The organism is Kitasatospora sp. NPDC028055 (assembly GCF_040637885.1).
GTDB lineage: Bacteria > Actinomycetota > Actinomycetes > Streptomycetales > Streptomycetaceae > Kitasatospora.
In genome coordinates, this window is sequence record NZ_JBEZXE010000001.1 from 599,436 (window position 1) to 616,067 (window position 16,632).

At 71.8% G+C, this 16,632-nt stretch carries 16 protein-coding genes and 1 pseudogene; 10 read left to right on the forward strand and 7 right to left on the reverse strand.

Annotated elements, in window-relative coordinates:
* Nucleotides 1–281: 281 nt before the first annotated feature.
* Genes AB0F71_RS02955 through AB0F71_RS02965 form a run of 3 tightly spaced genes read right to left on the reverse strand, consistent with a single transcriptional unit; the run spans nt 282 to nt 3,066 of the window.
* Nucleotides 282–872: a hypothetical protein gene (locus AB0F71_RS02955; RefSeq protein WP_360227133.1), complete on the reverse strand. Its 591-nt coding sequence runs from the start codon at nt 870–872 to the stop codon at nt 282–284.
* A 5-nt stretch (nt 873–877) separates the two neighbouring features.
* On the reverse strand, nt 878–1,438 hold the full coding sequence (locus AB0F71_RS02960) for a hypothetical protein (protein ID WP_360227135.1): 561 nt from the start codon (nt 1,436–1,438) through the stop codon (nt 878–880).
* Nucleotides 1,435–3,066 carry a hypothetical protein gene (locus tag AB0F71_RS02965; RefSeq protein ID WP_360227138.1) on the reverse strand — a complete coding sequence of 544 codons (1,632 nt, stop codon included), beginning with the start codon at nt 3,064–3,066 and terminating at the stop codon, nt 1,435–1,437. Before AB0F71_RS02965 ends, AB0F71_RS02960 begins: the two co-directional genes overlap by 4 nt.
* Before the next feature lie 560 nt (nt 3,067–3,626).
* Here AB0F71_RS02965 and AB0F71_RS02970 point away from each other — a divergent pair.
* The 7 genes from AB0F71_RS02970 to AB0F71_RS03000 all read left to right on the forward strand — a co-directional run bounded on the left by AB0F71_RS02970 (nt 3,627) and on the right by AB0F71_RS03000 (nt 9,075).
* Entirely contained in the window at nt 3,627–5,027 is a 1,401-nt protein-coding gene (locus AB0F71_RS02970) for a serine hydrolase domain-containing protein (protein ID WP_360227141.1), read from the forward strand.
* Nucleotides 5,028–5,205: 178 nt separating this feature from the next.
* Nucleotides 5,206–5,517 carry a metalloregulator ArsR/SmtB family transcription factor gene (locus tag AB0F71_RS02975; RefSeq protein WP_360227701.1) on the forward strand — a complete coding sequence of 104 codons (312 nt, stop codon included), beginning with the start codon at nt 5,206–5,208 and terminating at the stop codon, nt 5,515–5,517.
* 97 nt (nt 5,518–5,614) lie between these two features.
* Complete coding sequence (locus tag AB0F71_RS02980; RefSeq protein WP_360227144.1) at nt 5,615–6,052, forward strand: arsenate reductase ArsC; 438 nt, start codon at nt 5,615–5,617, stop codon at nt 6,050–6,052.
* On the forward strand, nt 6,049–6,549 hold the full coding sequence (locus tag AB0F71_RS02985; RefSeq protein WP_360227147.1) for an N-acetyltransferase family protein: 501 nt from the start codon (nt 6,049–6,051) through the stop codon (nt 6,547–6,549). The genes AB0F71_RS02980 and AB0F71_RS02985 overlap by 4 nt, the downstream gene beginning before the upstream one ends.
* Nucleotides 6,550–6,784: 235 nt before the next feature.
* Nucleotides 6,785–7,549 (forward strand): maleylpyruvate isomerase family mycothiol-dependent enzyme, encoded by a 765-nt coding sequence (locus AB0F71_RS02990; RefSeq protein ID WP_360227150.1) that lies wholly within the window; start codon nt 6,785–6,787, stop codon nt 7,547–7,549.
* A gap of 531 nt (nt 7,550–8,080) precedes the next feature.
* Nucleotides 8,081–8,668 carry a hypothetical protein gene (locus AB0F71_RS02995; protein ID WP_360227153.1) on the forward strand — a complete coding sequence of 196 codons (588 nt, stop codon included), beginning with the start codon at nt 8,081–8,083 and terminating at the stop codon, nt 8,666–8,668.
* A gap of 20 nt (nt 8,669–8,688) precedes the next feature.
* Nucleotides 8,689–9,075, forward strand: coding sequence for a hypothetical protein (locus AB0F71_RS03000; protein ID WP_360227156.1), 387 nt, complete (start codon nt 8,689–8,691; stop codon nt 9,073–9,075).
* A gap of 645 nt (nt 9,076–9,720) precedes the next feature.
* Here AB0F71_RS03000 and AB0F71_RS03005 read toward each other — a convergent pair.
* A pseudogene (locus AB0F71_RS03005) lies at nt 9,721–10,011 on the reverse strand (serine/threonine-protein phosphatase); the annotation flags it as partial.
* A 306-nt stretch (nt 10,012–10,317) separates the two neighbouring features.
* On the opposite strand from AB0F71_RS03005, the gene AB0F71_RS03010 reads away from it, so the two are divergent.
* Nucleotides 10,318–11,466, forward strand: a complete 1,149-nt coding sequence (locus tag AB0F71_RS03010; RefSeq protein ID WP_360227704.1) for a metallophosphoesterase — start codon at nt 10,318–10,320, stop codon at nt 11,464–11,466.
* 155 nt (nt 11,467–11,621) lie between these two features.
* Here the strand turns inward: AB0F71_RS03010 and AB0F71_RS03015 are convergent, their stop codons facing one another.
* Complete coding sequence (locus AB0F71_RS03015; protein WP_360227159.1) at nt 11,622–12,563, reverse strand: molybdopterin-dependent oxidoreductase; 942 nt, start codon at nt 12,561–12,563, stop codon at nt 11,622–11,624.
* 174 nt (nt 12,564–12,737) lie between these two features.
* Here AB0F71_RS03015 and AB0F71_RS03020 point away from each other — a divergent pair, with 174 nt between their 5' ends.
* Nucleotides 12,738–13,145, forward strand: coding sequence for a VOC family protein (locus tag AB0F71_RS03020; protein WP_360227162.1), 408 nt, complete (start codon nt 12,738–12,740; stop codon nt 13,143–13,145).
* A 38-nt stretch (nt 13,146–13,183) separates the two neighbouring features.
* Here AB0F71_RS03020 and AB0F71_RS03025 read toward each other — a convergent pair whose 3' ends face one another.
* Both AB0F71_RS03025 and AB0F71_RS03030 read right to left on the reverse strand, forming a co-directional pair.
* Entirely contained in the window at nt 13,184–13,891 is a 708-nt protein-coding gene (locus tag AB0F71_RS03025; protein WP_360227164.1) for a helix-turn-helix transcriptional regulator, read from the reverse strand.
* A gap of 126 nt (nt 13,892–14,017) precedes the next feature.
* A complete protein-coding gene (locus AB0F71_RS03030) occupies nt 14,018–15,553 on the reverse strand; it encodes an MFS transporter (RefSeq protein ID WP_360227167.1) in 1,536 nt (511 codons plus the stop codon).
* A gap of 284 nt (nt 15,554–15,837) precedes the next feature.
* On the opposite strand from AB0F71_RS03030, the gene AB0F71_RS03035 reads away from it, so the two are divergent.
* A complete protein-coding gene (locus AB0F71_RS03035; RefSeq protein WP_360227169.1) occupies nt 15,838–16,614 on the forward strand; it encodes a TetR/AcrR family transcriptional regulator in 777 nt (258 codons plus the stop codon).
* Nucleotides 16,615–16,632: the final 18 nt, after the last annotated feature.

A 16,632-nucleotide genomic window follows, 5' to 3' on the forward strand; every position in this document is an offset into this window, starting at 1 on the left:
TCCCGGTGAGGCCTCGGGGCCCTGCAAGAGCGCGGCGTTCAAGGCCCTGAACGAGTTCGGCGGCGCCGATGCCATCCACGGTTTCGGCGCCGCCGGCACTGGAACCCGCGTGACACCCCTCCGCCGGTCCCAGCGCCACTGCCAAGTGCTGCGACTGTGAACGTTTGCAGGGCAGGGCCGAGGCGCTCCAGGCGCATATGGAGCAGGTCGAGCATGCAGTGGGGCGTGACCGGTAATCGGTCATCGGTGCCGACGCTGTTCGTCCAGTCGACTCTTCGTGATCACTGCTGGGTGATGTGCGCGCCGGTGATCACCCCGCCGGTGACGGTGTAGGTGCCACCGAACCATTTCACCGTGCCGTCGCTCTGGACGGCTCGGATGAAGACGTTCACCATGCCCGGCACCGTGGCGTCGTCCGAGGCGGCCGCGTCGATCTCCGTGGTGGTGGAGAAGCCGCCAACCCACCGGTCGTACGAGACCTGGGCGATGTTGCTGCCGCCAAGGTTCCAGGCGTCGAGGTAGTCCCTGGAGTTCAGGTCCTGGTAGTACCGCTCCACCACCGCGCGCGGGCCCAGGAGCGACGGCGAAGGAGTGGACGGGGTGACCGCCACCTCGGTCGGGAACGCCGGCGTGATCGTGTCCGGCGGCGAGGTCGTGACCGGCGGGAGGACGTTCGGCGCGGTCGGCACGGAGACCGGCGGCTGCCGATCCTGGGAGCGCGACAACGCCCAGAGTCCGACCCCGGCCCCGGCGGTGAGAAGGAGCCCGACCGTGATCACGATCAGCAGCCGCAGGAAGGCCCCTCCGGGGGGCGGCTCGCCCGGAGGAAGCGGCTCCGCCCAGTGCTGCTGGTCCTCGTCCCACTGCCCCATAGTGGCTACCCCAGCCCGCTCAGCTGGGCGATCTGCTGCACGAGGGCCGCAGCCGAGGAGAGCCCTGCCACCGTGCTCGCGCCGAGCTCGAGCCGCTCGCGCAGCCGCTGGAGCCGGTCACGCCGCACCAGACCCGTCGTGGCGATCTCCTCCTCGGCCTCGTCGAGCTGAGCACCTAGCTCCGACGTCTCCGCTCCGGTACCCACAGACCGCAGTTGCTCACGCAGGACCCGCACGGCGGCCAGCAACTCGGGGGACGCTTCGATCCGTTGGACCGAGTGGTCGAGCGCCTGGGCCTCCGCCCCCGAAGCCACCGCGCCTCCGGTCATCACGGAGATGCTGATGCCGCCGGGAGCACTCGGCGGCGCCATGGGCGGCCAGTGGCCGCCCGGCGGCTGCGCCGGCTGCCCGGAGCGATCCGACCGGTCATCGGCGCGTGCCGACGGCCCAGCGGCCACGGCTCCGCCGGTCAGCACACCGATGCTGATGCCGCCTACCGCCCCCTGCGAAGGCGACGCCGGATCGGTCCCCTCCGCATTCTCCTCATCGCGGGAAGCCGACGTCATGGCATGTTCCCCTTCATGTCCGTGGCACTCATGTGACGCGCCGAGGCCCACTTGCCCAACGCGACCGCGCCTCCGCTCATACCTCCGATGAACACCCCGCCCCCACTCACGTTGATGATGTACTGCTGGAACTCGCCTGTCTCGTAGCCCTTCTGACGCAGGGCGTCCTCCACCCCGCTGGCGATCCGGTCCTGCAGCGTCCGCACGTACCGGCTAATGTCCATCTCCTGGAACAACGACAGGTCACTCACGCTGCCCAACTCCCGCACCGACGCGGCGGGAGCGTCGAGCGGTGCCCGGTGCGGCATGGTCAGCCAGACCCGGAGGAGTGAGACCGTGGTGGCCAGCAGCGAAACCAGGGCGGCGGGGTTCGCCGCCGGGCTGACGAACAGGCCGGAGACGGCCTGGCGCAGCAGACCACCGGTGCCACGTGCCGCGACCACGTCCACGGAGCTGAACTCGTGCCGGACAGGGGCGAGTACGTGCGGGACGACCTCCAGTACCAGCATCCCGCCCTGCGTGTGCACCCGGACCAGAAGGGAAAGACCGATCCGCTCATCCCATGCTCCGACCCGGATGCGCAGGAAGTGCCGGCGCGCCTCGCCGCCCTCACCGACGGCGCCGTCGACCAGACGCCGGATCTGGGCGGGCTGGAACTCGAGCTGACTCCGGGACAGGCCGACCGGCATGTAGACCACTTCGTCGATCTCGATCGAGCGCAGGCGGTCGCGACTGGTGGCCGCGGCCGACGTGGCCAGGGCTTCGAGACGAGGCCTGATGAGGTCGATGACCTCACGAGCGGTGAGCGCCTCGGGCTGCGCGGGCTGCCCCGCCTTGCCCCGGAGCTCCGTGACGACCGACCAGGGCTTGTACGGTTCACCGGCTCCGACGAACGGCTTGAACGGGTCGTAGATCACCATGCCGGCGTGCTGTTCCCGGCCGATGGCCGCACCGATGCGTTGGTACTGGGCACTGTTCGGCAACTTCGCACGGGGTGCCGTGGCGTAGGCGGTCCGGCTGAGGCTGAGGCGCATCACGGACACCACCTGCGCTCGGTACGCCTGCACAGGCAGCACCAGCAGCGCGGGGAACACCAGCGCCGCCCAGGCGTCGACGCCCCTGAACAGCGCGAAGGCGGCAAGCGCCCAGTATGCGACGGTCAGCGAGACCCGCAGGAGCGGCAGCACTAGCTTCAGCCTGCCGCGAGTGGCTTCCTTGATGACCGAACGGCCGAGAACGAAGATCGCGATCGGGCTGCCTTGCTCCACCCACGACATCACGCAGACCGAAATGTAGGCGGCGAACCAGGGGACGGGCGCCAGTACCTTCTCCGACCCGATCCCGAACAACCCCAACACGATGAACCCCACCCAGATCACCAGGAGGTACAGCGCGGCCTGCGCCTCCTGGCGGCGGGACCGATGCGCGTGTGCGAGTACCTGCAAAGCGTCGATCCCGAGCGAGGGAGCCACTGGCCGCTCCTCGTGCTCCACCAACTGCTCGATGACGCGCTGACGGAACACCCCGTCGAAGTAGACCCCCGCGCAGAGCAGCCGGGTGGCCTCGCTGCGGGCGTGCTGCGGCTCGGTGGCCGACGACAGAGAAACAAACCTGCTGGAGGTGGTCATGCATCCCCCGATGCTTGAACTGCCCAACGAGGAAAGGTCTGTGGGCGAGTCTCGGTAGACAGTATGGCGCCCGTCCTCTTGGCCTGGAAGGGAACCGAGGAAACAACAACCAGTACTCCAGAACTCCAACAGGCCTCCTGACAAAGCCAGTTGCTCACCTCGGCAGATACAGGTCACCCCAGGGCACAACATCGAGGAGGGCGTTCCCACGCGCCCCTGGGACCAGCGGTCCATGTGCACCTGGCTGAGCGAGTCGAAGGAGAAGTCGGGGGCGCTCGCCATGCCTTCGAGCAGGCCGTTCGTGTTCTTCGTGGGGAAGCCCCCCGCGTCGGGTCTGAACCGGCACTGACAGTACGCTCGTGTAAGACGTTTGTGCAAGACACTTGTCCAAGTGGGGTTCGGGCGGTAGCTTCGGCGAGTCGCTCACGGCCCACCTGACGAGCCGGCGGCTTTCTTGACCGTAGATGTCCTGCTGTAGAGCGCACTTGATCACGGTTCAGTTCAGCGCGGGGCGCCACGACCATCGGGGTGTCGCGCGCGAGGGAGAAGGGGGAAGTGCCATGTCGCAGTCGCAGGAGTCGCAGGAGTCGCTGGCCGCGTTCGTCGAGGCGACGGCCAAGGAGTACGGCCTGCCCGGCGTCGCCGTCGGGGTATGGGCCGGCGGGAGGGAGATCTACGCCTGCCACGGCGTGACGAGCGTCGACAACCCGCTGCCCGTCGACGAGCGGACGCTGTTCGTCCTGGGCTCGGTCTCCAAGACGTTCACGGCGACCGTGCTGATGCGCCTGGTCGCCGAGGGGCGCGTCGAGCTGGACGCGCCGGTGCGCCGCTACGTGCCCGAGCTGGTGCTTCGGGACGAGCGGACCGCAGCCGAGATCACGGTCCTCAACCTGCTCAACCACACCGCCGGGCTGGACTGGCGGATGAACGTCGACACCGGCGAGGGCGACGACGCCCTGGCCGCGTACGTGGCGAAGATGTCCGAGTCGCAGCCGATCGCGCCGCCCGGCGCCCGGGCTTCCTACAGCCAGATGGCGTTCAACCTGGCCGGGCGGATCATCGAGAAGGTCACCGGCCGGACCTACGAACAGGCCGTCACCTCGCTTCTGTTCGAGCCGCTCGGGCTGTCGCACACCTCCTTCGCGGTCAACGACGTCATGACCCGGCGCTTCGCCGTCGGACACACCGTGGGCGAGGACAGCACACCCGCCGTCGCGCGGAAGTGGAAGGACACCCGCGCCAACAACCCCGGCGGGGGCGGCGCGTCCTCGGTGGCGGACCTGCTCCGCTGGGCCCGCTTCCACCTCGGTGACGGCCGCGCCCAGGACGGCACCCAGGTCCTGCCCGCCGAGGCCCTGCGGCGAATGCGGCGGCAGACCGTAGAACTGCACGGCAGTACGCTCGGCGACGCCTTCGGCATCTGCTGGTTCCTGCGCGACGTGGACGGCGTGCCGACCGTGGGCCACGGCGGCTCCACCAACGGCCAGTTCGCCGAACTCCTCATCGTCCCGGAACGCGACTTCGCCGTCGTCGCCCTGTCGAACGCAGGGCCCGACAGCGGCCTCGCCTTCAACCGGGCCGCCCTCCGGTGGGCGCTCGAACACCACCTGGGGCTGGTCGAGCGGGACCCGGAGCCCCTGCCCTTCGACGAGGCCCGGGCCCGGAAGGTCGCCGGCACCTACGAGAATGACGTGATGGCGCTCACCATCGCCGTCGACGGCGCCGGGCTGACGATCGCCTGCACCATCAAGCCGGAGATCCGTGCGGCGGCCGACACCGAACTGCCCGCGGACCTGCCCCCGGCCGCCCTCGGCCTGCTGCCGGGCAACGGAGACGGGTACATCGTCACCAGCGGCGGCCTCACGGGACAGCGCGGCTTCTTCACCCGCGACGACACCGGCACGATCACCGGAGCCGACCTCGCCGGCCGCCTCTTCACCCGGGCCCCGGCAGACCGGTAGCCCGACCGCGGCCGAACACGGGACATGGCGGTCCTCCCCGATCCGGGTACTTGTTTCGACGACTGTCGATACAGGTGAGCTTGCCGCCGGATTAGATGGGCGTCAACATAGACGCATGTCGAATCTGGAGCCGAAGGTGCTCGACCAGGACGAGGCGGCGGTCGCGTGCTGCTCGCCGATGGTCCGCGAGCCGTTGGGTGAGGCGGCCGCCGTCGACCTGGCGAAGATGTTCAAGGCACTGTCGGACCCGGTGCGGCTGCGGCTGCTGTCGTTGATCGCCTCGCACGAGGGCGGCGAGGCCTGCGTCTGTGACCTGACCGGGCCGTTCGACGTGTCCCAGCCGACGATCTCGCACCACCTCAAGGTGCTGCGCGAGGCCGGGCTGGTCGGTTCCGAGCGCCGGGGGACGTGGGTCTACTACTGGGTGCTGCCCGCCGCGCTGGCCAAGCTGTCCGCGCTGCTCCAGGCCCCCACCGGGGAGTCCGGATGACCGGGGTGTCGTCGGCCCCGGGCGACGGTGACCGCCGTCCGGCCCCGGCCGCCCGCTGACCCCACCGCCCTTGCCCCGTACGCCCGAAGGGCCCCTCGTGAGCACTCCCGCCGTTCCCGCCGTCCCGTCCGTCCCGTCCGTGCTGTTCGTCTGCGTGCACAACGCCGGCCGTTCCCAGATGGCCGCCGCCTTCCTCACCCGCCTCGGCGGCGACCGGGTCGAGGTCCGCTCGGCCGGCTCCGCCCCGGCCGACACCGTGAACCCGGCCGTGGTCGAGGCCCTGGCCGAGGTCGGGATCGACATCTCCGCCGAGACCCCGAAGGTGCTCACCACCGAGGCCGTCCAGGCGTCCGACGTGGTGATCACCATGGGGTGCGGCGACGCCTGCCCGTACTTCCCCGGCAAGCGGTACCTGGACTGGAAGCTCGACGACCCGGCCGGCCAGGGCGTCGACGCCGTCCGCCCGATCCGCGACGAGATCGAGCGGCGCATCCGCGGCCTGCTCACCGACCTCGGCGTCGAGACCGCCGGATGAGCGGGGCCGTACGCGTCGCCGGCATGGCGCCCGAGCACGCCGACCAGGTCCTGGCCATCTACCGACATGGCATCGACGAGGGCAACGCCACCTTCGAGACCGCCGCCCCGACCTGGGCCTCCTTCGACAACGCCAAGCTTCCTGACCACCGCCTGGTCGCCCTCGACACCGACAACCGGGTCCTCGGCTGGGCCGCCGTCGCCGCCGTCTCCGACCGGTGCGCGTACGCGGGCGTCGTCGAGCACTCCGTCTACGTCCACCCCGGCGCGCGCGGGCGAGGAGTCGGCGCCGCGCTCCTCGACGCACTGATCGCCTCGACCGAGGCCGCCGGGATCTGGACCATCCAGTCCGGCATCTTCCCCGAGAACACCGCCAGCCTGGCCCTCCACGCCCGCGCCGGCTTCCGCGTCATCGGCACTCGCGAACGCATCGGCCGCCACCGCGGCATCTGGCGGGACGTCACCCTCGTCGAACGTCGCAGCCCCAGCGTCGACTGACCAGGACGCCGTTTGGGACCGGGACATGGGCCGCCTGCGGACCTGCCCGCCCAGGCAGGCCGCCTCCGCCACCGCGGCAGTCGCGGGGCTGGGACAGCTGCGCGTACCGCCTGGGTGATGGGGCGGCCGGCCCGGCACCCGGAGGCGTACGACTACGCGATGGCGCACTTGGACGGCGAGGAGCGGACCGACAAATCGAGTGCGAGCGTTCCGGTCCGGGTGATACAAGGTCTGCGTGACTGAGCAACTCCACTTCCCCACCCTGCTGCGGATGATTGACGAGCGGTCCGCCGCGTTCCGCGCGGCCGTCGCCGCCGCCCCCAGCCTCGACGCCGACGTCCCGTCCTGCCCGGGCTGGACGCTGTACGACCTGGCGAACCATCTCAGCGAAGGGGACCGCTTCTGGGCCCACATCGTGCTGAACACCGCGCCGGGCGACGAGCGGCCGAGCAAGGACGGGCTGGCGGCGCCCAGGGAGCGCGAGGCCCTCATAGCCTGGCTGGCCGACTCGACGGAGCAGCTGCTCACCGCTCTGCGCGAGGCCGGCCCGGACCGGGGCTGCTGGGCCTGGTGGGAGCCGCTGGCCTCGCCGCACACGGTGGCCGCCGTGGCCCGCCGCCGCGTCCCGGAGTCGATGATCCACACCTACGACGCCCAGCTGGCCTCCGGTACCCCGCAGAAGCTGCCGACGACCGAGGCGGTCGACGCCATCGAGGAGTTCCTCGCCACCGTCTGCACCGTCACGGTCCCGTGGCCGGGCGAGCCCGCCACCATGGACTACCACGCGGCCGAGGCCGGCTCCTGGCGCCAGACGGTGGACGCCGCCGGTTCCCGCTTCACCCGTCTCACCGCGGCGGAGGCCGCCGAGAACAAGCCCACCGCCGCCATCTACGGCACGCCGAGCGAGATGGCCCTGCTCATGTACATGCGCATCCCGAACGACTCGCTGCGGATGGAGGGCGACGCCGACCTGCTCCAGCGGCTGCAGAACGGGGGCTGAGGCTGCAGAGCATTCCCGGAGAAGGTCCTTAGACCGGGCCTACTTGGGGGGCAACCCCGCACGAGTTCCAAGCTCGTATCCTCCGCCTCCGCCCGCCAGGGCGAAACGAAGGCCAGGACCGTCTCGACGGTCCTGGCCTTCGTCGTCCCGTGGTGGCTCCTCGCCCGCGACCGATCCGGCTGCGTCTGCCCCATGTCCGTTGTGCGCAAGGGGAATCCGCCTCATGCAAACCTCATGGTTCTTCACGCAGACTGACCTGGCATCAGCGCGTCGAAGGGGGGGTGGTGTCCAGCCTCGTCCGGCCGCGCAGTACCTCCATGGCACTGGCCACAGCGCCGCCACCCTGACCGGCCCCGTTCTGCGGCGGCCCGCAGCAGCAGAGGAAGTTCCGTGTCATCTCGTACCGGGTACAGGATCGCCGCCCTGCTGGTCAGCGCGGCGACTGCAGGCCTTCTCGTCGTCACCGGCGCAGTACCGGCCGAAGCGGCGGACGCGTCCGATGACGCCAACGGCGGTGGGTTCCTCACTGCCGTGACCGTGCCGGACCCGTCCGACGGAAGTGGACCGGGCGCGGAGGTGGCGCCCGACGATCCGGTGATGTTCGACGACCTCACGCCCGACGTACTCGACGGTTCCGATGACTCCGTGCCCGCCGCACCGGGCGTGTCCGACCCGGGCGTGTCCGACCCGGATGTGGAGGTCGAGGCGGCCCGGGCGGCTGTGGTGCACGCGCGGACTCCGGCCAACACGATGTGCAGCGGCACGTGGACGCATCCCGTCTCAACGGTGCAGTTCCAGCGCGCCTCGGGCGGAACGCTCGCATGGAGCTTCAAGCTTTCCAACGCGGCCAAGTCCGCACTCGGCCCGGTGGTGACCGTGACGATGCCGTTCTCGTACGTCAACGGCAAGGCCGTCAACCCGCCGTACCACCCGCACACCGAGCCCAACTGGTACAACTACCACGGCAGTCTCAACCGCTTCCAGTTCATCGGTGGTGGCGGCGGCAGCATCCAGACCGGCGACAAGGTCACGTTCTACTGGTTCCTCAAGGGGTCGAAGCCCGGCACGGCGGCCGACCGCTACATCACCTGCCGGGTCCCGAGGCCCGGCAGCGCCTGACACCCCGGGAGACGGCGGCCATGAGCGACAACAGCGGTGCGGTCCGGCGGATCTCCATCATGTCCGGCCGCCACGAACTGACGGTCCATTCGCTGTCGAGGTCCGAGGAGTCCTTCACCCTGGACTACTCGATCACGCCGCCGCTGCCCGACGACCTCGAAACCGCCTCCCCGTCCGGTACGCCGGTGTTCATGTGGCTGGAAGCCGTCGACGACCTCGGAAACCGCTACGACGACGTCGGCGGCGCCCACGGCCTCAGCCCGGACGGCAGCCGGACCTCGGGGACCATCTCGGGACGGCCCGGCCTGCCATCGGAGGCGGGATCACTGACCGTGCGACTCATGTTCATGGCCGGCAACGACGAGTTCGGCTATGACCTGATGTTCGCGCCCCTGGCGAGCGACTGACGGGGCGACACCCGCCAGGATTCAGCGCTCGGCGTGCACGGCGCTGAATCCTGGCGGGCGGCAGGGCACCGGGGCCGCAGTCCCCTCCGACGGCGCCGGTAGGGGCCGAAAGGCGGGCGGAAGTCGCGCGCAGCCGGGCCACCTCCTGGCCGGTACCCGCATAACCCGTCAGTACTCGGCGCCACTTCGCAGGTAGCTGCCCGCGACCTGGAGCCACGCCCCGGGACCGAAGCAGACCTCGATCCGGTACGGCGTGTCCTCGAAGACCCGCAGGACGCGCAGCGCACCGCTCGGATGCAGGTCGTACTCGAAGGTGACGCCGTCCGCACCGTCCTCGTACTGCATGTCCAACGGCCCCTTCGAGGGCTCCGCCGGTGCCCGGGTGTCGGCCGAGAGTTTCACGTAGACGGACATCTCTCCGTCCCGCCTTCCTGTCTGCCCGCAGAGCCCGACGTCGCGGTGCCCGACGGGCGTCGCGGTACCCGGCGTTAGGTCTCCGGGCGCAACAGGTCCGTCCCCGGTTTCGTGGCCTGCCGGCACTGGGCCCCGACTTCCCACGGTACTCCGGCCGCACCGCACCGGCCCGGCCGGTCGGGAGAGCCCGTGCGGGGGCGCCGGCCCGGGCCCCCAGCGCGGGGCCGCCGAAAAACTGTCGCCGGCCACCTGGTAGGCGGGTTCGAGGATGCCGGCCACGGCGACCCGGTGAACGGCCATCGACAGCGGCGGGAGCAGCAACCACTGGATCTCGGCAGCCACGCTCATCGGTTCGAGGCGCCGGGACTGGAAGATCCGGTCGGTGTAGCCGCTCCTGGTGACCAGCGGATCGGCCACCAAGGTGGCGAGGCGCCGCAGCATCCGCCGGTCGTCGTCATCGACGGCGTCCAGTGTGAGAGTCAGGATCGCCGACTCGTCGCCGCCTTCCAGCAACGGCAGAAACGCCGCCGCCGCTGGAGAGCCGTCGATCGGCACCGGCTGCCCGGCATCGCCCGGAGGGTGCGGGGCTCCGGGGCTGGACCGTCCGGGGCTTCCGGGGTGGTGGGTGGCGGATGATGGGGAGGAGCAGGAGGTCCAGACGTGAGGGGCGACGCAGTGGCTGACAGCGGATCCGGCGGGTCGGGAACGGAGCCCGGGGTGGACGGCGGGGAGCCCGGGGCGGTCGCGGCGGCGGTGGTGCCGGCACGGCCGCAGTCGGGGCGGCAGCAGTCGGGGCCGCGGTCAGGCTGGCGGTCGGGCCGGCGGTCGGTGGTCCGGCGGGTGGCCGTCCTGGTGTTCGTCCTGCTGGTGCTGTGCCTGCCGCCCTGGTGGACGCTCCTCGGGTCCGGGGCCGGCTGGCCGCTGCCGGTGGTCCTGGCGGGCACGGCGGTGTTCGCCGCCTGGCTGGTGTCCTTCCCGTTCCTGATGGTCGCGGGCCACGGCTCGCGGCGGAACGACCGGGCGGCGCGCCTCGGGGACACCAGCCTCGGGGTGATGTGGGTCCTGTTCACCTGGTCGGTGCTGGGCGGCCTGGTGAACCTCGTGCTGGGCGGGCTCGACCTCGGCGGCGCCGACCGGGCCAGGACGGTGGCCGCGGCGGTGGCCGCGGTCTCGGCCGGGCTGCTGGCCTGGGGACACCACGAGGCGATGCGGGTGCCCCGGGTGAAGCGGCTGGACGTCCACCTGCCGCGGCTCGGCGGCGGACTGGACGGGACCAGGGTCGTGGTGCTGGCCGACACCCACTACGGGCCGATCGACCGGGCGGACTGGTCGGCGCGGGTGACCGAGGCGGTCAACGCCCTCGACCCGGACGTGGTGGTCCACGCCGGGGACATCGCCGACGGCACCCCCGCCCAGCGCCGCGAGCAGTCCGCACCGCTCGGCGCCGTCCGGGCCCGGCTGGCCAAGGTCTACGTCACGGGCAACCACGAGTACGGCGGGGAGGCCCAGGGCTGGCTGGACCGCATGGCGGACCTCGGCTGGGAACCCCTGCACAACCGCCACGTCGTGGTGGAGCGCGGTGGGGACGCCCTGGTGCTGGCCGGCGTGGACGACGTCACCGCGGAGTCCTCCGGCCTGGCCGGGCACCGCACCGACCTGGCCGGCGCCCTCGCGGGGGCGGACCCGGAGCTGCCCGTGCTGCTCGTCGCCCACCAGCCCAAGTACGTCCCGCAGGCCGCAGCCGCCGGCATCGACCTGCAGATCTCCGGACACACCCACGGCGGCCAGATCTGGCCGTTCAACTTCCTCGTCCGGATCGACCAACCCGTGGTGCACGGCCTGAGCCTGCACGGGCTGCGGACCCGGCTCTACACCAGCCGCGGCACCGGCTTCTGGGGCCCGCCCTTCCGGATCTTCGCCCCGAGCGAGATCACCGTCCTCACCCTCCGCACGGGCGAGGCCCCCGCCGACCGGTAGCGGCCACGACGACAACGCCCCGACCGGTTCCTCGAGCTGATGCTCACCGAAGGTCCGCCCGGCGATCACCGCCGGCCCCGTCACCCGCTGAACCCGGCGGACGGGTGTCAGGGCGGGCAGGTGTCACGCCGGGCAGGTGTCGGGGCGGGGAGGTGTCACACCGCCACGACGGCTATCTCGTGGACGGCGTTCCGGTCACCGGTGAGCGGCTGGACCCGCCCCGCGGAGTCGGTGGCCCGGCAGCGGATCCGGTGCGCCCCCGGGGTGAGGTCGTGCCGGAGCCGGAACCGCTGCCAACTCGGGTCCGGGCCGCGCCCGTCCAGTTCGGCGGGCTGCCAGTCGGCGTCGTCCACCGCGACCTCGACGGCCGTCACCTCGGTGGAACTCCAGGCGTAGCCCGCCAGTTCACTGACCCCGGCGGGCACGGTGGAGCCGTCCCTGAGGCTGAGCAGCTTGCTGCTGACGTCCTTCTCGCGGACCGGCCGGGCCTCGCTCTCCCCCGGCAGGACCCGGGTGTACAGGCGGGTGGTGAAGAGGTGCTCGGGCCGTTCGGCGGCCAGCACGATCCTGGTCAGCCACTTGACCGAGTTGGTGCCGAACATCCGCGGCGCCACCGCGCGCACCGGGTGCCCGTGGTCGGGGCGCAGTGGTTCGCCGTTCATCCGGTGCGCGAGGACCACCTCGGTGCGGGCCTGCTCCAGCGGGAGGTCCTTGAGGAAGCTCACGTCGCTCTCCCCCGCGAAGTCGCCCCGGTCGGCGCCCTCCAGCCAGACGTGCCGGGCCTCCGGGCGCGGGCCGGCCAGCGCCAGCACCTCGGCGAGCGGGACGCCCTCCCACTCCAGGTTGGTCACGGCCCTGGTCGGCACCGTCGGCTGCAGCGGATTGCCGAAGCACTCGTGGACGGCGGTGAACCTGGTCTGCGGCAGCCCCCGGAGGGCCTGGAAGTCCAGCCGCAGGGGCCGTTCCACCAGGCCTTCGACGGTGAGCGACCAGCTGTCGGCGTCGAGCTCCGGTCGCCGGCCGAGGTGGTTTCGGATGAAGACCTCCTCGACCGGGGTACGGAAGACGTCGGGCGTCTCCGGATCCGTCCTGAACATGCGTCATACCCCCGTACTGATGTCACTGTTCCGGGATCGACGGTACAAGGAGCGACTGACAACGAGTCGCGCGGGCCCCCAGGCCAGGAGGGGTGCCGTTCGACAGGGCCCGAGGGGACGGGGACGTCCGATTCCTTCAAGACCCCGCCCCCGTGAGCCGCCTACCGTGAGGCCATGGACAGCACATCCGCACCACAGTTCGCGTTCATCGGCCTCGCCGTCTCCGACATGGCCGCCTCGGTCGCCTTCTACCGGCGGCTGGGACTGGTCTTCCCCGAGGGCGCCGAGCAGGAGCCGCACGTCGAGGCCGAGCTGCCCGGCGGGCTCCTCCTGGTCCTGGACGCCGAATCGACCATCCGCTCCTTCCACCCGGACTGGCAGCCGCCAACTGGCGGTGCCCGGGCCGCCCTGGCCTTCCGCTGCCAGAGCCCGGCGCACGTGGACGCGGTGTACCAGGAGCTGACCGGCGCCGGGTACCAGGGCGAACTCAAGCCCTGGGACGCCTTCTGGGGCCAGCGCTACGCCTCGCTGCGCGACCCGGACGGCAACGGGGTCGACCTGCTCGCACCGCTCCAGGGCTGACCGCGGGGCCCGCTCCAAGGCCTGAACCAGGGCCCGAACTACGGCCGCTCCGACAGCAGGTCCGTCACCCGCACACCCGCCAACTCCCGTACGTCGCGCGACAGGTGCGCCTGGTCGGCGTAGCCCGTCCGGGCCGCCGTGTCGGCGAGCGGGACGCCGGCCCGGGCCAGCCGCAGGGCGCGCTGCAGCCGCAGGATCCGGGCCAGCGTCTTGGGACCGTAGCCGAAGGCGGCCAGTGAGCGGCGGTGCAGTTGCCGGGCGCCGAGCCCGACGGCCTCGGCGGTCTCCCCGACGCTGCGCCCGGCCGCGAGCGCGCCGGCCACCGCCCGTACCAGCGGGTCCTCGGGCCGGGCCGCGGCGGCCAACTGCAGTGCCAGTTCCTCCAGGGCGGCGGCCGGGTCGGGGGCGGCGTCGATCCGCTCGGTCAGCCGGCGCACCTCGGGGCCGGGCAGCAGGTCCGCCAACCCGACCCGGCGGTCCCGTAGTTCGGAGGCCGGTACGCCGAGCAGCAGCGGCCCGGTGCCGGGCCGGAAGCGGACGCCGGCCCACGGGCCGGGCAGCTCCGGTCCGGGCCGGAACGCCCGGGTGTCCGGTCCGGCGACCAGCAGCCGGCCCTCGGTCCAGAGCAGGTCCATGCAGCCGTCCGGCAGCACCAGGCCACCGCCACCGCCACCCGCGTCGGCGCTCTTCGTCCACAGCACCGCCCCGGGCAGCCTGGACGCGCGTTCCGCGTAGTCGGTGGGCATGTTCGAAGGCTACGCGCGCCGCACGGGCGGCGCGTTCCGGACGCCCGAAGGCCCCGACCGGCGAACCGGTCGGGGCCTTCGGGGAGCCTGCGGGGCCTGCTGGGGACCCTTCGCAGGGCCGTACGGTCAGGCCGCCACCTCGGCGCCGGCCTCCGGAGCCCCGGCGCCCTCCGGAGCCGGCTCCGCCGTACCCGCCGCACCGCCCGACGGCCCGCCCCGCATCAGCACCAGGGTGAGTGCCGCCGCGACCAGGGCCGCGATCCCGCCGACCGTGAAGGTGGTGGAGGTGGCGGTGTTGAAGGCCTCCCGGGCGACCCGGGCCAGGGCGCCGTCGCCGCTGCCGGCGGAGAGGGCGAGGGCGTCGGTGATGGCGTGCCGGGCCGGAGCGGGGGCGTCGGCGGGCATGGCGCCGGTGTAGGTGCTGGAGAGCACGGTGCCGAGGATGGCCACGCCCAGGGCGGCGCCGGACTGCTGGATGGTGTCGTTGAGCGCGGAGCCGACACCGGCGTGCTCAGCGGGGATGGCCCCCATCAGCGCGTTGGCGGCGGCCGGCATGCCCAGGCCGGCGCCGATGCCGAGGACCAGCATGGCGAGGGCGACCTTGGGGAAGCCGTCGCCGACCGAGAGGGTGGCCAGCAGGCCGAAGCCGCCCGCGATGACCACCATGCCGATCGAGGTCACGACCCGGGCGGCGAGCTTCTTGCCGAGCGCGGCGCCGATCACGTTGAAGGCGAGCGAGGCGACGGCCAGCGGGAGGAAGGCCAGACCGGTGTCGGTGGGCGAGAACTCCAGCACGAACTGCAGGTACTGGGTGAGCACCAGCATCAGGCCGCCGGTGGCGAAGGTGAGCAGGACGAGGGAGAAGCTGGCGCCGGTGAAGACCCGGTTGCGGAACAGCTTGAGCGGGACCATCGGCGAATCGGTGCGGACCTGGCGGATGCCGAACCCGACCAGTGCGGTGATCGCGACGGCCAGCGAGCCGAGGGTGTTGGCGTGGGCGAAGCCGTCCCGGGGGAGGACGATGATCGACCAGACCAGCGCGGTCATGCCGACCATCGAGAGCGCCATGCCGGGCAGGTCGGTCTTGCGCCAGGGGCCCTTGGACTCGGGCATCAGGACGATCGCCGCGACGATGGCCACCGCCGCCACCGGCACGTTGAGCAGGAACACCGCGCCCCACCAGAAGTGGGCGATCAGCGCGCCGCCCAGCACCGGGCCGCCGACCAGGCCGATCATGGCCACCGCGCTCCAGGCGGCGATCGCCTTGGGCCGCTCCTCGTCGTCGAAGACGGTGATCAGGATGGAGAGCGTGCTCGGCATCACGAGGGCCCCGCCGACGCCCATCAGCACCCGGCCGGCGATCAGTTCACCGGGGCTGGAGGCGACGGAGGCGACCAGTGAGGCGGCGCCGAACAGCGCCAGCCCGATGATCATCACTTTTCGTCGCCCGAATCGGTCGGACAGGCTGCCCGAGGTCAGCAGCAGGCCGGCGAAGACCAGGATGTACGAATCGATGATCCACTGGATGTCCTGCGCCCCGGCCCCGAGGTCCTCCGCGATCGGCGGGATGGACACCGTGAGCACCATGTTGTCGACCACCAGCACCAGGCTGCTGAGGCAGAGCACGACCAGGATGAGCCAGCGACGCGGGTGACGATCCACCGCGTTCCCCCTTCGGTTCGGCGCCTCGGCCGCAGCCCTGCGCACGTCCTCGCGTCGGCGGCAGCCGCGCGGTAGTCCTCGTGGCGCACCTCGTCCGCCGTCTCCGGCCGAACGGTGTGCGCTACGCCGAACACTGTACGGAGACCGAACACTGTGCGCAAGGCCGTACGGCGTGCGTCCGCCGAACAGTGTTCGTAAGACCGTACGGTGTTCGGCGCCGGGGCCTATGCTGGACGAACTGCCCCCGACCAGGGGGCCAGGGGAATCGTGGAATGGAGGGCCTGATGACGGCCAAGTCGGAGGACATCGCACCGGAGCACCGGACCGCAGCGCAGCCCGGCATCGCCTCGCCGTGGAACCGCCCGCAGAAGCGGCGCACCCAGCCGGCCCTCAGCCGAGAGCAGATCGTCGCCGAGGCCTTCGCGCTGCTGGACTCCGACGGCATCGAGGCGCTGAGCATGCGCAAGCTCGGCGCCCGGCTCAACGCCGGCGCGACCTCCCTCTACACCCACGTGGCCAACAAGGAGGAGCTGCTCGCCCTGGTCGTCGACCACGTCTTCGGCGAACTCCCGCTCGCCCGCTCCGAGAACGCCGAGGACCCGGCGGTCTGGCGCGCCGCCATCGTCGAGTGCACCGAGGCCGTGCGCGCGGCCGTGGTGCGCCACCCGTGGATGGTCGGGGTGCTCGGTGACGTCGGGATGATCTACCTCGGCCCCAACTGGATGCGGCTCTCCGAGGCCCTGCTGGCCCTGATGGACGCGGCCGGCTTCGAACTCGGCGAGGCCAACGACGTGATGGGCGTCGTCATGGGCTACACCATCGGCACCGCCACCGTGGAGGCCGCCTGGCTGAGCGCGCTCGCGAAGAACGGGGAGGGCGAACAGGAGTTCATGGACCGACTGCTGCCCGCCGTCGTCGAGGCCACCCGGCCGTACCCGCACCTGCACCGGCTGTACACCGTCCAGGTGCCGGAAGAGGTCGAGGCGGGCCGGGACAGCAGCTTCCTGCGCGGCCTCGACGTGATCCTGGACGGAATCGAGGCGCGGCGGGCCAAGCCCTGAGCCCCCGGGGGGCCGGAG